The sequence below is a fragment of the Scytonema sp. NUACC21 genome (genome assembly GCF_054684315.1).
Map to the genome: position 1 here is coordinate 174,554 of NZ_BAAFZH010000104.1, position 15,629 is coordinate 190,182.

At 41.4% G+C, this 15,629-nt stretch carries 10 protein-coding genes; 4 read left to right on the forward strand and 6 right to left on the reverse strand.

Annotated features, from left to right (window positions below; all coding sequences use genetic code 11):
* Nucleotides 1-5: 5 nt before the first annotated feature.
* Nucleotides 6-4,709 carry an nSTAND1 domain-containing NTPase gene (locus tag ACYRY3_RS36300; protein ID WP_460206568.1) on the reverse strand — a complete coding sequence of 1,568 codons (4,704 nt, stop codon included), beginning with the start codon at nucleotides 4,707-4,709 and terminating at the stop codon, nucleotides 6-8.
* Nucleotides 4,710-4,973: 264 nt separating this feature from the next.
* Here ACYRY3_RS36300 and ACYRY3_RS36305 point away from each other — a divergent pair, with 264 nt between their 5' ends.
* Together ACYRY3_RS36305 and ACYRY3_RS36310 are read left to right on the forward strand one after the other, a co-directional pair.
* Nucleotides 4,974-6,425: an MFS transporter gene (locus tag ACYRY3_RS36305; protein ID WP_460206569.1), complete on the forward strand. Its 1,452-nt coding sequence runs from the start codon at nucleotides 4,974-4,976 to the stop codon at nucleotides 6,423-6,425.
* A gap of 471 nt (nucleotides 6,426-6,896) precedes the next feature.
* On the forward strand, nucleotides 6,897-8,399 hold the full coding sequence (locus ACYRY3_RS36310) for a diguanylate cyclase domain-containing protein (protein ID WP_460206570.1): 1,503 nt from the start codon (nucleotides 6,897-6,899) through the stop codon (nucleotides 8,397-8,399).
* A 132-nt stretch (nucleotides 8,400-8,531) separates the two neighbouring features.
* Here the strand turns inward: ACYRY3_RS36310 and ACYRY3_RS36315 are convergent, their stop codons facing one another.
* The 3 genes from ACYRY3_RS36315 to ACYRY3_RS36325 all read right to left on the reverse strand — a co-directional run bounded on the left by ACYRY3_RS36315 (nucleotide 8,532) and on the right by ACYRY3_RS36325 (nucleotide 10,259).
* Nucleotides 8,532-8,918 (reverse strand): phosphomannose isomerase type II C-terminal cupin domain, encoded by a 387-nt coding sequence (locus tag ACYRY3_RS36315; protein WP_460206571.1) that lies wholly within the window; start codon nucleotides 8,916-8,918, stop codon nucleotides 8,532-8,534.
* Nucleotides 8,919-9,324: 406 nt separating this feature from the next.
* Nucleotides 9,325-9,729 (reverse strand): FHA domain-containing protein, encoded by a 405-nt coding sequence (locus ACYRY3_RS36320; protein WP_460206653.1) that lies wholly within the window; start codon nucleotides 9,727-9,729, stop codon nucleotides 9,325-9,327.
* On the reverse strand, nucleotides 9,726-10,259 hold the full coding sequence (locus ACYRY3_RS36325) for a CHAT domain-containing protein (protein ID WP_460206572.1): 534 nt from the start codon (nucleotides 10,257-10,259) through the stop codon (nucleotides 9,726-9,728). The genes ACYRY3_RS36320 and ACYRY3_RS36325 overlap by 4 nt, the downstream gene beginning before the upstream one ends.
* A 332-nt stretch (nucleotides 10,260-10,591) precedes the next feature.
* On the opposite strand from ACYRY3_RS36325, the gene psb34 reads away from it, so the two are divergent.
* Nucleotides 10,592-10,762, forward strand: a complete 171-nt coding sequence (psb34, locus tag ACYRY3_RS36330) for a photosystem II assembly protein Psb34 (RefSeq protein WP_460206573.1) — start codon at nucleotides 10,592-10,594, stop codon at nucleotides 10,760-10,762.
* Between the two features lie 277 nt (nucleotides 10,763-11,039).
* Entirely contained in the window at nucleotides 11,040-11,675 is a 636-nt protein-coding gene (locus tag ACYRY3_RS36335; protein WP_460206574.1) for a GDSL-type esterase/lipase family protein, read from the forward strand.
* A gap of 299 nt (nucleotides 11,676-11,974) precedes the next feature.
* Here the strand turns inward: ACYRY3_RS36335 and ACYRY3_RS36340 are convergent, their stop codons facing one another.
* Together ACYRY3_RS36340 and ACYRY3_RS36345 are read right to left on the reverse strand one after the other, a co-directional pair.
* Complete coding sequence (locus ACYRY3_RS36340) at nucleotides 11,975-12,943, reverse strand: TIGR03885 family FMN-dependent LLM class oxidoreductase (RefSeq protein ID WP_460206575.1); 969 nt, start codon at nucleotides 12,941-12,943, stop codon at nucleotides 11,975-11,977.
* Between the two features lie 109 nt (nucleotides 12,944-13,052).
* The gene (locus ACYRY3_RS36345; protein WP_460206576.1) at nucleotides 13,053-14,681 is read right to left on the reverse strand and encodes an alpha-amylase family protein; all 1,629 of its coding nucleotides are present in this window, start codon (nucleotides 14,679-14,681) and stop codon (nucleotides 13,053-13,055) included.
* Nucleotides 14,682-15,629: the final 948 nt, after the last annotated feature.

A 15,629-nucleotide genomic window follows, 5' to 3' on the forward strand; every position in this document is an offset into this window, starting at 1 on the left:
TAAATCTATGGTAGATGGGGGCAAGTCTTTTGATAGGGTTCATCTCTCAAATAGAGTTGCCACTCTTCCTGGGTTAAATTACAGGCCAAGCGGCTGCAAGCCTCCTCAACAAAAACTTCTGGTTGTAAATTCCACAATTGCAATTGATTTAGATAGTTAACAGTCACTAGATATTCACTGTTCCAACTGAAAATCATATGGCTGACACTTCCGTATACTTCGATACTTATCACTTCTTGCTGATTGATCAAATCCCAAATTCTTACAGTATTATCACCAACAGCTGCTGCTAGAAAACGACTACCGGGACTAAAAACCACTTCTCTCACCGCTCTTCCCAATTTGATGGTAGGTAAGATTTCTTTACCGCATAAATCCCACACCTGCATAATACCATCGCTGTCTACAGATGTATCTGAACCATAGAAACCACCAAAGCCAGCAAGATATTTTCCATCTCCACTGAGAGTAAATTCACTCAATTGTTCATTTTCCAGTTTTATAAGCGCAACTTCCTCTTCTTTTAAAACCTGTTGGATTGACAAAGTTTTCTCTTGAAAAATAGGGTCTTCAACGAGGGTGGCAAGATATTTTCCATCTGGGCTTATGCTAACTACTTTAATATTTTCTATGTGCTTAACCTGTTTGAGAGTTGTTAAATCCCAAACTATGACATCACAAATCAAGGCTTCAATGTTATCGTTATAAATCGATGTTAAGTAAGTTAATGTAGTTAAAAATTTTCCATCGTCACTAAAGGCGATTCTCATGATTGATGCATCATGATGTATTGATGTCAATTCTCGATCGCTAGCTAGTTCCCAAATGCGTACAGTTTTATCGTCACCTACAGTAGCAACTAACTCTTCATCGGTACTGAAGACAGCGTAATGTACTCCCTCGTGCTTGATAAAACTTATTTCTCTAGCACTACCTTTTATTAAATAAATTTGTAAACTATTAGCTTGGCTGCAGGTTAGACCCAAATACTTACCCCTTGCACTTACAGTAATGTGATTTATAAATTTTTCTGCATCAAGTTGAATTAGGATTTTGCCATCAAAATCATCAACAATCTGCCAAAGATTTAGCGTATCGCTGTAACCTTTGTTTGGATACCTATCTTCTTGGGTAGCTATGTATTTACCATCTAGACTAAAGGCGATATTTAGAACATAGTTTTCGTGTATTATGCGTGCTACTTCTCTACCGCGAAAGACGTGATACACTCTGGCAACTTTATTAAAACCTTTACCTGCGGTAGCCAAGTATTGCCCGTCTGGACTAAAGACAATTCGACCCAACCAGGTTGTAGGACTATCTGTTAAGTGTGCCACTTGATAGCCGTAAGGGACTTTCCAAATTACTGCTTCTCCTTTCTTATCTCCAGCAGCTATGTACTGACCGTCTGGGCTAATAGCAATGGTATTTATCCATGTGCTATGCTGCACGGTCATCATTTCTTCACCACTGGGTAATTTCCATACTTTAACTGTATTGAGAGTTACTGTTGCAACAAAATATTTACTGTCTGAACTAAATGCCATATCATCAATATTTTCCCCAAGACTTAAGTTGATTTCGATGCTTGATGGGGAAGATAAATTGACTGTTTCATGAATAAGTTTCCGACCACTGGCAAGTTCCCAAACTTGTCGCCTACCTTCTTCAGAATTAGGGCTGTCTTCAACAAATTCAGCTAAATAATTTCCGTCCGCACTAAAAGCGATCGCACTTTGACCGCAAGAAATATCCGGCAGTTTTACCAATGGTAATTTTACAGGGTTCGCTTCTAAAGAACCAGTCAATTGCCACACTCTTCTCAAATTACCACTAATAACAACTATGTAGCGGCTATCCGGACTAAAAACAATATTTTGTACTTCTTCACAATGAGGTATTTGTGCGTATCCCTCGCAACTCAATTGCCAAATTTTGACCACACCATCTTGACCACACGTAGCAGCATATTGACCATCTGGGCTGAGAGTTGCAACTGTTAAATCTTGTTCATACTCTAGACCTGCAACTTTTCTACCACTGGTTATTTCTAACAACTGTATACGATCGTTGGCGATCGCCATGTGTTTGCCATCAGAACAAAAGGTAAATGATTGCGAACAAGCATAACGACGATTGCTTTTTTTAGTGATGCGAAGGATGGAGCGAGGGAGTAAACTTAACCCTTGACGTAGGGTTTGATCGGCTTGGAGATACCTCATTTCCACCCTATTAAATCTTTTCATAGACTCTACAGCTAGCAAAACACTAGATTGTAGTAGACTAATGTCCTCCCTTTGCATTAGTTGTGCTTGAGTTGCTAATAAGCGAGCCAGAGCAATTTGCTCTTGCTGCTGTGAGATTCGCAGGCGTTCCTTAGTTTCCTCAAGTTCATCCTTTCTTTTGTCAATGCTATTTTTCACAAATTCTGTCTCTCGCTGATTTAGCCAGTTCTGATGGACAGGAGATTTTAAGACCTTCTCTAATGCATCAAGACGAGGATTGTTATTCCAGAGATATTCCGGTTTAGACTCAAAGCTGAGATTGTACCAATCATTAACAGCCGGTGTCAGACGCTGACGCAGCAGCAAACCCTTGTTTTCTTGCTCATCGTTCTTCCACTTCTGTAACAAATCCCATCCCCGAACCAAAGCGTCGTGGGCTGGTTCCACATAAGGTTCACCGCTTGGTTCTGTTCCACCAACAATCAAACGCGCATCTGTAAAACGTTGAAGAATTTTCTTTACTCGATGATTTTCTTTAGGATCTGGATACTCAAGTTCGCTCAAAGGTAATCTTCTGCGGGCCAATCCACCACCATCCACTGCCACCATTCGCAACATGACCTTACGAATAGTGTGCTCATAAGCTGGGTCGCACTTTACCAAATTTTTATATTCCTGAGTTGCTCGTTGCGTAAGTGAACCAACAACTCCCCCAAGTTCCCTGTAATCCTCTTCTGTTAAGGCTCTGTTGTCTCCTCTACGCTGCAAATACTTAAAATAAAGTTCGCTCAGGGTAAAGGAAAGGAGCGGTAATGCTCCTGGCATTTGTACCACTTCGTTAATCAATCGTTCCACTAAATCTACAGGCTCAAAATAGAGCACTCGTTCTGCGGCTGGTTTTTCAATCACTTCTCGCAGCTCGTTTTGTGTCATTGGTGGTATTGTAAATCGAGCATCCATCCAACGGGACTCGAAGGCAAATGTCAGAAACTGTGGCTCAAAATCTGAGCGTAATGTCAACACAATACAAAACTGAGAGACTTTCAGTGCTTTTTCCAGTTCGCTCAAAAACTGCTTCCGTTCCTTATCGTTGTGGCACATGGTGACCAATTCCTCAAACTGGTCAATAATTAGCAGTAGCTTCTTCTGAGGATTGGCTTTGCACCAACCAGTCACGACATCTACCAGCGACAAGCCCAGTGGCTTTGAGCCCACAAGTAATTGGTGGTTGTCTGAGAGAACTGCTTCCAATCCCCCACCACAAGCTTGGTAGTTGGTTACTGTTTCATCGTTGAGTGATGGAGAATCGGTTGTTATTTGCTTCCTAACTTGAGAAAGGGCAGTCATTGGAGCCCCACCAGGACGAATTGGCTTCAAAATGTGCCACTGTTGCGTGTCAGAATTGCGTAACTGAGGAATTAATCCAGCTTTCACAAGGCTCGATTTGCCAGTTCCCGAAGCTCCTGAGACTACTGTAAGCTGGCGATCGCACACAAATGCACTTAATTTTTCTGTCAGCTGCTTTCTCCCAAAAAACAACTGAGTGTGAGTTTCATCAAAAGATTCTAGTCCCCGATAAGGATTATTCTGGCAATTCAGCGGCGGTGCGGGAGGTAAGTTCAACTCGTGACCGGGAACTAGAAAAATGTACTCTCCTTTGTCGTGTTTTGGTAGGTGGCACAAAATAGGGGTTTGACGACTGTCGAGTTTTTCGGTTGTTGTCTCCAATTTTTCCCGAAGGTAAAAGTAAAGCTCTGTTGCTGTAATGACTCCATCACCCACAGGTTTATCATCTTTGCCTGGTAGGTAAATATCTGCATCACCACCTAAGGCTTCAAACAGCGCTGCAGCAAAAGGAGAGTGCTGCTTTACCTGTCCGCGATTGGCTAAAAAATCTAAAGCTTTTTGATCGTGAGCCGCAGATGTTATTACTTGCCACGCCCTGTCTTGAATGAAGCGATCGTAGCGTTCTTTATAAATAGTTGGTAAACGCACAACGTTTCTTTTGTGACTTGACCATCGAAATGCACCAGCAAAACAGCAATCAAGGATAACTAGCAAATGCCTGCAAGGCAGGGAGAGCAAAGCATCATGTAACTCTTGCATCAGCAGGTAAGTCTTGATATTACCTAATTGGGCATCAGCAGGCACAAGGTAACCGGATGGTCCATCTTCATTTTCCAAGGCATCTAACGCTATACCGTGTCCGGCAAAGTAAAACAGCACTCTGTCAGTGTCAGTTAGTTTTACAGTTTCTTCACTTATAGGTATTTCCCCTTGCTTAAAAGCCGCAATCAGCTGATTCAACCCTTCCAGGGAAGCATCATTATTTAAGAGCAGCCGGACATTATATTGATAATCTTTAAGAATCCTGGCAAGTTCACGAGCATCAGGGACAGCCGTCTCTAAAGGTGGGATGCCATTAGAGTAATCATTGATAGCAATAATAACGGCAAAATTGCGCTGGAACTCGTACCTGGACATAACTAGAAGTGGTTAGCAACCATTTAATTGTTCAATTCTACTTTGAGATAGTTTTCAGTTTAAGCAACTTATGCATTTGAAGCAACAAAGTTGCTAATAGGTAAAATTTTACTTTTTATTTATGTTTCGCTAGATTGAGAAATGTATCACTCCTCAGGCTGTTTTCCAGTTTAATGCGGTCAAGTTAATGTCAGTTCATAAGCGCTGACACCTTTTGTAGTCAGGACTCACTCATCTAACCTACTAACTTAATATCAATTTATAGTGAACACTTTATCTTCCCCTACTCTAGAAGTACTGGAACCTCTTCCTACGTCAGTGCTGGGTCAAAAAATAGACCCATCAACAAAAATTTCCAAACAAGATATAAGAACTAGTCTTAAAGCATCTACCATTGATGGTATTTTAGCCACTATCTTTTCCAACATTACTAGTGGCGTTTTGCTGGTGAACTTCTTACTTGAATTAGGAGCAACTCCAGTAGAAATCGGGTTCCTATCATCAATTCCCCTGTTGGTAAACTTCTTACAACCCCTAGGAGCATTCATTGCAGATCGCAGGAGCAGCCGTCATTGGTATGTGTTAGCCATTTTTGCTCCTTCCAGGCTGTTGTGGCTGGTGTTACTACTAGGTATCGCATGGATGGTCAGGTTTGGGAATCCTCCCCATCAATTAGTGACTTGGACACTGGCAATCATTCTTATCACCCATGTATTGGGGGCTTTAGGCTCTTCTGCCTGGTTTAGCTGGATGGCGGCTTTAGTTCCCCCACGGTTGCGGGGTCGGTATTTTGGTCTTCGCAATAGTTCTGCAAGCTTGACTAATCTCTTGTGCATGCCACTGCTGGGATTTGGCATTTCGGCTTGGCCTGGTGGTCAAGTGCAGGGTTTCGGTGTGATGTTGTTGGTTGGAATTATCCTTGGGCTAGCCAGTTTAGCCTGTCAGTTTTGGATGGTAGATGTGAATCCGCAAATCACTCATCTTGAAACTTCGCTGCAAAATCGAGAGAACAACCAAGGTTCGCAAGAAAAAGTCAGTATACTTAAAGACATCAATTTTCTAAGGTTACTGCTGTATTTAGGTTTGTGGATGTTTGCAGTTAACCTTAGCGCACCGTTCTTTAATCTTTATATGATGCAAAATTTGGCATTGGATTTGAACGTGGTGACGCTTTACACCAGTTTGGCATCTGGCGCTAACTTAGTCATGCTGGTGTTCTGGGGCAAGCTGGCTGACAGGGTGGGCAATCGTCCACTTTTATTATTAGTGGGTATTCTGATAGCAGTTACACCGATATTCTGGCTCTTTACTGGGGCAGATGCAGTTTCTGTATGGGTCTGGCTACCCCTCATACACCTAGCTACTGGTGGTTCTATCGCAGCAAGTGAATTGTGTATCAATAATATTCAAATGTCCGTTGCTCCAGTGGATCGACCTTCTCAATATTTTGCTCTTGCTGCAGCTGTTGCCGGTGTCGGTGGAGGTTTAGGTTCAACCGTCGGTGGCTTTATAGCTGGGCTAGACTTTGTTGCGGGTTTACCCGGTTTGTTTGCCCTTTCAGTTGTTTTGCGATTAATTGCTCTGCTACCTTTAGTTTTTGTTCGAGAACCACGCAGTCAGTCAGTTATTGAAATATTGCGAAATATATTCCTTATTAAGCCTTTGTCTGAGTCTCCATTGGTGTCAGAGGTGAAAATTGCCGTTGGGGTGGATTGATGAGAAATTGAGGTCGCTTGATTGACCGATCGCACTACAATCAATGAAAAGAGCGATCGCAATAAGCTTATCGGGGGCAAAAGTAGTTTTACTGGTTTTGCCCCGCTTTAGTTAGGAAACGAATGACTCAACAGCTAGGCTAAAATTCACGGAAAGTTTCTGTGTTACTCGAGCCAGAACAAAGGCTTGTTAGTTCTTGACCAGAGTTGTTACAGGGCTGATTTATAAAATTTTTACTTTCACAATATAACATTCCACAACTGTCCGTAAACCACTTTGTCACAATTAAGCCTGTGAACCAGGTTTAATACTTAATAAGCGGGCAAAATGAATACAAGTATATAATGATTTTTTTTAGCGGAACAACGTACTAAAATATTTTTTCGTTATAAATACGATGGTTTTTTAAGTTTTCTAAAGCAAAAGTAGGAATATGAACAGCTAAGTCCGATAGTTTTGTTATATTAGCCAATGAATTATACAAGAAAAAATAACTTAAAAGCAGAAATATTAGTTGTAGATGATACACCAGCAAATTTAGGCTTATTATTTAAAATTTTAGGTAAACATGGCTATAAGATTAGACCAGTCACAAATGGGCAATCAGCCCTTGAGGTTTCTTTAGCCTCTCCTCCAGATTTAATTCTGCTTGATATTCTAATGCCTGATATGAATGGGTATGAAGTTTGTCAAAGGCTGAAAGTTGAACCACACACAAGAGACATTCCAGTTATCTTTTTAAGTGCCCTGAGTGAAGGTTTAGATAAGGCTAGAGCTTTTCATGTTGGAGGAGCAGATTACGTTACAAAACCATTTCAGGTTCAAGAAGTCTTGGCACGTGTTAACAATCAAATCATGATTTTGTCTCAGAAACGACAACTTCAAAGAGAGATTTTACAACGCCAACAAACGGAAGCTGCACTGCGATCGCAATATCAACGAGAGCAAGCCCTAAATCGTATGATTCAAGCAATCCGTGACTCTCTGGATCTGTCTGCAATTTTCTCTACCACTGTTACAGCCATTGGTAATGTGCTTGATGCTCAATGGGTTGGGATTAGGCAATATTCTCCCGAGCAAAAAACGTGGCAAATGGTAGCAGAATATTTATCTCCTTCCATACAAGCTGTAAATAAACAAGAAATACTCGCAGAAGATACTTTTTTAGACATAGATCCGGAACAGTTACAAGTATTGAGTCTAGATGTGGTGAATCGGGCGAGCGCTAACTTAAATATCGACATAGAAAAACAGTATCCCAAAATTTGTTTGCCCATTCCCATTTACTCAGATACTCAGGTTTGGGGAAGCCTTTGTGTCATCAGAGATTGCTCGGTACCGTGGACAAAATCAGATTTACAACTTGCGACAGTTGTAACTGACCAACTGGCGATCGCAATTCAACAATCACAACTCTATCAACAACTTGAAAAAGCAAATCAAGAATTAGAGCGCCTTGCTAACTTAGATGAGTTGACTCATGTAGGTAATCGCCGTCGATTCAATCAAGTTTTACAGCAGGAATGGCGCAGATTGCAAAGAGAACAGTTACCTTTGTCGTTAATTTTATGTGATATCGATAATTTTAAAGGATATAACGATAGCTGCGGTCATCTTTCTGGAGATTATTGTTTGCAAAAAGTCTCTAGCACTATTAGTGTATGCGTCCGGCGTCCTGCTGATTTAGTTGCTCGTTATGGAGGAGATGAATTTGCCATCCTGCTTCCGAATACCCCCTTAACGGGAGCAATGCAAGTAGCGGAACTGATCCGTGCAGAAATACACAAACTCCAGTTACCTCATCCTAAATCACAAACTGAAGGTTATGTGAGTGTGAGTTTCGGAGTGAGTAGCTTAGTTCCTACTCCAGAGGTTATGCCAGAGGAGTTGTTGAAAATGGCCGACCGGGCACTTTATCAAGCCAAACAGCAAGGACGCAATCGGGCACTTGCTTACAGCGATCGCGAGCAATAATATTTGTAGAGACGTAGTATGCTACGTCTCCACGCACTTGGAATATGCACGCTAATCGGGTATCGCACTACTGTTGTCTGGATATTTATCCCACACTCCCTTTGCGGTCAAAGATATAGGATGAATGTCTACTTAAGCTAAAGTCAAATCTAATGGGCGTTCCGTATCATCTTCACCCAAGTACTCACCATTCTGAATTTCTAGAATAATCAGAGGAATAAATCCAGGGTTCTCTACCTTATGAAGCGTTGCAGGAGGAACAAAAGTTGATTCATTTTGGTTCAAAAGTACTTCCTGATTGCCACAGGTTACTTTTGCAGTACCTGAAACAACGACCCAATGCTCGCTGCGGTGATAATGAATTTGTGGTTTGATGCTGTGCTTGGGCTTGATTTGTACACGACTAATTCGATAATGTTCTCCTTCTTCTATAACCTCAACTTTTCCCCAGTATCTCGTACCCGAATGTGAAGACGATGTATTATCTCTTAAATGATTACTATTTTCAGTTTGAGTCATAACGCGTTTCTTAACCACATAACAATTTCCATTGTTTGGCAGTCTAATTGAGTAAATGACTCGTGTATCAAAAACTGTAACCAAGTTTAGTAGACCGAAAAGTTTTGCGATAGCTTCGCGCCTGCCCTTTGGGCAGATCGCTAAAAAATAGTAGTGTATAATACAGCTTCTTGAAGGAATGTAAAAAGTTGATTGCTTTAGACAAAGGATAAGCACAGCTTATGAATAAGCCCCAAAAATCAAGCAAAATCAGCTGGACGGTAAACTCACATCTTGCACCTGAAAAATTGAATGTCAAAACCATAACTACGTGCAAGGGAAATATATCTCTCAATGTTAAGTAAAAGAAGAGACACTACGATGCGAGGAAAAATAGATACGAACATTTCTCACTCCCTTTTTCAAACTAGTCTTCCATATCCTCGGTCATGCCAGCATTTATAAGTGTAATATTGTACTTAGCATTATCGATTTGTCCTGTAGCCCTCATGGTATCCCGAACTAGGTAGTAGATAGCACGAACCTGCGGACCAAAAACAACTTCATCTTCATTTTTGAGATCGTGAGCTGGAATTTTGCGACCGTTAATCATCAAACCGTTGGAACTAGTTTTACCCTTTGCATCGCCATCGACGATTCGGTAATAATAGCCCCGTTTTTTATCATCACGCGGTAGCCTAACGAGAGTGGCATGACGGCGCGAAACAAATTGTGACACAAGGCGAATATCGCACTCCCGATCTCTACCAATAGAGTAAGTAGGACGATCCAAAGTAAACTCTTTACGCCCTTGGTCATCTTCTATTATCAGTAAATGGCTTTCATGAGAGTTGTTGTTGGGGAACGATCAAGATTGCGCTCTGGTAAGGAACTATTCTTACACTTCAAGACTGGAGTTGAAAATTCTGCAATCCCTGCCATTTGAATTGCATTACAACCAAATTCATAGGCAGTTTCAACGGGATACCCAGATCCCAAAGCATCATAAAAACCTACAGCAAATTCAATGGCAGCACGATCCCCAATTTCTCTATTCATTCCAATGACAAAATTAATATGTTGAGCAATAGCTTGAGCTTGGATTTCTGAGTAGCAAGCATTCAGGAGTACGCACTCTACAGACTCTGAAAAAAGTTTGAACAACCCAGCAAGTGCGTCGGGAGACACTAATTGTATATTTCCCAGTTCGTTCTCAAATGCTAAACCACCATCCTCTGCTCCATGCCCAGAAAAATGAACGATATGGGGCGAAAAGTTTAAAAGTGCTCGTCGAACATCTCTCGGTCGAACTGCCCATTCAGAGTGAAGGACGAATCGGTCTCGCTCACTTGCTTGCCGCAAACCTTTGCGATCGCCTTCTCCTTGCCGATCAACACGAAAACTTTAGCCTAGTGCCTTACTCAGTCCTGTAACTACTCAAGCAGATTAATTCATTGGCTTCACAAGCAACCTCATCGTTAATGCTATAAATAGGGCAATTTTGTGTAGTCATTTCTTTTATATACGGAATGCGATGACTACTTATAGCGAAATCTCAAGCGATCGCATGAGAACAACCCACAGATTAGCTCCTCTTATGAAGACTATTTGTCTTTCTACGTCAAGCACTCTTGATGTTTTGTAACAATGTTGTTATATTTATTTACATAAGATAACAAACAAGGAAAAGAGCTATGTATACTACTGTTAATGAAGACGGCGTCCTCAACAACTATCCAACCGAGCCAAAGATGCATTTTGCTGAATACCCTGCTATTTGGGAGCAACGTCAATATGTTATCCAAGGCGTGTTTGCTACATTACTTGTCACTACTTTAGTTCTGGTTGCTTTTGCAGTTGGTTAAGACGAGTGGACTTTGCTATTAAAAACTCTTATCGACATTTGGACTGAGCATTCTCACCCTAGCTATTAAGGCTAGGGTTTTTCCACTGAAAAGAATAAAACTGACATTGATATATCCGCCTCCATCAAAACATAAGCGATTCCGCGTTCAAGCACGAGAGCTTCGTCATGGTTCTGTTTTATTCTTGTGAAGATTGCTCTTGATTATTAATTTGGGCTAGTAGTAACTGTTTGCGCTGTTCGAGGTAGGCCTTGACAATATTAAAATAGAAATTGTAATGTCAAAAAATATACGTGAATTAAGAATTTGCTTTTTAGGTGAGTCCTTTGTTAACGGAACTGGTGACCCAGAACATCTTGGTTGGGCTGGAAGAATATGTGTGAATGCCAGTTCAAAAGGTTACGATATTACCTCCTATAATTTAGGAGTGAGGCGAGAAACAAGTACACAGCTAAGAGAACGTTGGCTCAGAGAAGTTTCTTATCGATTACCGAAAGAGCACGATGGCAGAGTTGTATTTTCTTTTGGCGTTAACGATACAGGGTTTGAACAGGGTATATTGCGTGTTGAATTAGAAGAATCAATAAAAAATACCCGCTATATTTTGAGTCAAGCCAAAGAGTTATATCCTGTTTTAATGATTGGACCGCCACCTCTAGCTGATGAAGAAAAGGATGGAAGAAATCAGAGAATAGCTAATTTATCCCAACAGTTTGCTTTAGTTTGCCAGGAATTAGATGTACCTTATCTGGATATTTTTCCTATCCTAGAAAAGTCAAATATCTGGTTGGAAGAGGCAATAGCGAATGATGGTGCTCATCCCAAAGCAGCAGGTTATGCCGAGTTTGCAGAAATCGTTCAAAATTGGAGCGGTTGGTTAAACTGGGTTCCCTCTGAACCTAAAAGTGACTGAGCATGTGTGCTATTGGCGTCTCAATTGCTTTTCATCAAAGGATAAACACGGCTTTACGGAAATGAAATCTCCATTTAGGTAGATTTTGTGATCAATCTGAATATGGAATTCTAGCACGAATAACATCTATCTATAGATAGAGGCATGAAACCTCTCTTACGGAGGAATTAAAGTATTAAACAAATAACAAATAATGATAAATGAAAAATCACCGCACCGCAATAACACAATGATATCCTTGCCATCATTATTGCTTGGCGAGGATTTTATCATAAATAGTAGTAGAGAGCAAGTATTTGTTAGTTATTGGTTAATCTTGGAAGCACTTTCTCACCAAAGACCTCTATAAACTGCTCCTGTTCTCGGTTGACATTGTGCAGAATAATTTCATCAAACCCCAGTTCAATGTACTCCTGAAGCCACTGAATATGCTGCTCTGGGTCTGCTGAGATGCGGACAAATTCCTTCATCTCTTGAGGTTGGACAAACTGCCCAGCAGCATCAAATTGCTGTGGAGTCCGCAATTCTGTCATCAAAATGTTTTCAAAGATATTATTGCGCCATTGCTCGTATGCTTTTTGTTGCGCTGTTTCCTCATTAAGGTCATAGGACAACTGCACTTTCAAAATCATAGGTTTGTTTTCGCCACCACCTTGGCGAAAAGCCTCAACAACTTCTTTAAGTTTAGGAAGTGGGTGAGAAATGGTAATCAGTCCATCCGCCCAGCTAGCAAGCCATTCAGCAGTTTTAGCTGTGACAGCTGCCCCAATAATTGGGGGTGGTATTTCAGGACGAGTGTATAGTTTTGCCTCTTCAACACACACTAAACCGTGATGCGTCACTGTCTCCCCTGCCCACAGGGCACGCATAACATCAACACACTCTTTAAGGCGAGCATTGCGCTTAGCCTTGGTAGGCCAAACTTCTCCAGTAATTTGTTCGTTGAGTGCCTGTCCGCTGCCAACGGTTAACACAAAGCGATTGGGGAACATTTCTGTGAGGGTTGCGGCAGCTTGGGCGATGATAGCTGGATGATAGCGCTGACCGGGGGCGCAAACTACCCGGTAAGAAAGTGTTGGGGTGGCTTGCATTGCTGCACCCAGCCAACTCCATGCAAAACCGCTTTGTCCTTGTTGTTCGCTCCAAGGATGGAAGTGGTCGGACGACAGGACATGAGTGAAGCCAGCTTGTTCTGCCAGTTGGACGTACTTCAACAGTTCGCTGGGCTTAAATTGTTCGTGGGAAGCCTGACAGCCAATCTTTGCCATATTTTTCTTAAATTTGAGGATTGTTATTTGTCATTTGTCATTTGTCATTTGTCATTTGTTATCGATCGAGGACTAAGGACAAATGGCCAAAGACTAAGGACATTAGCGATTAGCGCATAGTATTCACTCGGAACCAGCGATAGCCATATGCTGACAAAGGAATGGAAAGCAATTCGCCATTAATTGGTTCATAGTGCTGATTGCAAAATAGCTCTATCAGGTGCTTGTACTTGTATGTTTTGATAGTAGCGACACAGGCGCGGTCTGCAAGATTGTGAACTGCAATCATAGCTCTACCTTGCCACTGGGAACAGTGAGCAAAGACGCAGGGTTCGTCAGTTTCCAGAATTTGCCACTCTCCTCGACCAAATTCTGGACATTGCTTGCGAAGGCGGATGACTCGTTCCATCCAGTTCATTAATGAGCCGGGGTCGCGCTGTTCTGTGGCAACATTAACATGTTTGTACCCATACTTACCTTGTGAAATGCTTGGTCGGGCAAGGGTATTTTCCGGCGCAGTAGAAAACCCACCATTGGGTTCATCTGACCATTGCATGACTGTGCGGACGCTTTCTCTACCTTCTAGCGATAAGTCTTCGCCCATAGCAATTTCCTCACCGTAGCGTAACAGAGGAGTTCCTGGCAAACTGAACATTAAGCTGTAAACGAGCTCTATACGATGGCAATTACCCTCCAGCATTGGAGGTAGTCGGCGACGAATACCCCGTCCAAAAATCTGCATATTTTCTTCTGGGGCAAAAGCAGCAAAGATTTCTTCTCGTTCTTGCTGAGGCAGTTGAGACAGGTCTAATTCATCATGGTGACGCACAAAGTTGAGCCACTGCCCGATTGAGGGAATTTTTGGTATGACGGACTTTAACGCATCAACAAGCGGTGCTGCCTGCTGGCGAGCGAGGGCAAGGAACATATGCTGATTCAAGATAAAGTTAAACAGCATATGCATCCGGTTGCCTTGTCCATAATAAACGGAAAATTTATCTGGGGTGACATTTGCCTCTGCAATTAGCACTGCATTGGCATTGCGAGATGAGAGAAAATCCCTCATTTGAGTAAGGAAATTTTGTAGGCATCGATCGTCTGCTCCTTCTATTCCAATTCCGTGTATCAAAAAAGGAGCCGCATCAATCCGAAAGCCAGATACACCAAGTTCTAGCCAAAAACCCATAATTTTGTAAATTTCTTCTTGCACTGCGGGGTTCGCAATGTTTAAGTCTGGTTGTTCTTTGTAGAAGTGATGCAGGTAGTAAGCTTGTGCTTTTTCGTCATACTCCCATACACTGTCCTCAACATCAGGAAACGCAGGCTCAATTTGATTTTCAGGTGGCTTATCTGCCCAGACATAGTAATTGCGGTATTTGGAGTTTTTATCCGCTCTTGCTGCTTGAAACCAAGGATGCTGATTGGATGTGTGGTTAACAACTAAATCCACTATGACCCGAATTCCGCGTTCACCCGCCTCGTGCATGAACTCTACAAAATCTCCTAATGTTCCAAACCGGGGATCTACGTTGTAGTAGTCCATAATGTCATAGCCATTATCGCGATTGGGGGAAGGATAGAATGGTAAGAGCCACAAACAAGTAATGCCCAGCCCAGCTAGATGTTCCAATCTGTTACTTAGTCCCTGAAAGTCTCCTACGCCATCTCCATCTGAATCCATAAAGGTTTCAACATCCAGGGAGTATACGATCGCATTTTTATACCAATGATCTTTCATCCAACTGACTCTCCATAATAATGGTTAACGATTGCTGGCATAAGCAATGGTGCTGAGTAAAGCATGCTCAAAGCAAAACCTTATTCGCCTGCACTCAACTGATGCAGAGATATTTGTTGAATTTATTAGGTAAGCACTTTAGCTCAGGCAATGGGATATTTCCCGCACACCATAAAAAGGTGCCAATTCTGCACCCATTTTAGTTAGATACTTTTGTGTAATTCTACTATTTAGTTACCGCAATCGCGCAATCAATAGTTATAATAATTGCACAGCTGTTTTTTCAGAATTTCCCACGATTAGACTTAAAATCTGGGCATTGGATAGCTTCTTTGCTCAATACTAAACAAGGCTGTACAGCACACTGTAGATACTGATTTTGCTTAAAAAATTGACATTTAAAACACGGAATCTGAGTATAAAGCCTTAGAGTGATGATTCGATTGTATAAAGCTTGGATTAAATTTGATTGCTTTAAAAAAGCCACCGAAAAGATGAATAAGAAGAGAAGGGGCACTAAAATCAACGCTTCGTTAAGAAAATGTTCCTCGCTTTGTAGTGTAGAAGAACTCGAGGAAGGTTCGATGAAAGTTTGCTCTATGAGAATCTCTTTTTCTGGCTCCATTTTGAATTAACATCCTACAATGTTACATAACCTTTCTAGAGATTTAATCCTCGTCAAATACTAAATTAGACATCTGACGAAAGACGAATATGATTATAGTATTATCGCCAAAATAGCCAGGAAACACCTATCTTTGGATATGTATCTTTAAGGTTATTTTCACTCTTCGCATCAGTCCAGTAATCCCACATAACTTGTTTTCTTGGTCTATAAACTTTGAAATTTCCTTTGTAGGACATTACTTAAAGATTTTTCAACAGTAATTTAGGTACTGTTAGATAAAAAATATTCAACTTTCTCTTGTGGTGCGGGCTTCCAGCCCA

What these genes read in the sequence shown, in the direction of transcription:
- ACYRY3_RS36300 (WP_460206568.1), bottom strand. Translation starts at nt 4,709, where the DNA reads ATGTCCAGGTACGAGTTCCAGCGCAATTTTGCCGTTATTATTGCTATC.
- ACYRY3_RS36310 (WP_460206570.1), top strand. Translation starts at nt 6,897, where the DNA reads ATGAATTATACAAGAAAAAATAACTTAAAAGCAGAAATATTAGTTGTA.
- ACYRY3_RS36315 (WP_460206571.1), bottom strand. Translation starts at nt 8,918, where the DNA reads ATGACTCAAACTGAAAATAGTAATCATTTAAGAGATAATACATCGTCT.
- psb34 (WP_460206573.1), top strand. Translation starts at nt 10,592, where the DNA reads ATGTATACTACTGTTAATGAAGACGGCGTCCTCAACAACTATCCAACC.
- ACYRY3_RS36335 (WP_460206574.1), top strand. Translation starts at nt 11,040, where the DNA reads ATGTCAAAAAATATACGTGAATTAAGAATTTGCTTTTTAGGTGAGTCC.
- ACYRY3_RS36340 (WP_460206575.1), bottom strand. Translation starts at nt 12,943, where the DNA reads ATGGCAAAGATTGGCTGTCAGGCTTCCCACGAACAATTTAAGCCCAGC.
- ACYRY3_RS36345 (WP_460206576.1), bottom strand. Translation starts at nt 14,681, where the DNA reads ATGAAAGATCATTGGTATAAAAATGCGATCGTATACTCCCTGGATGTT.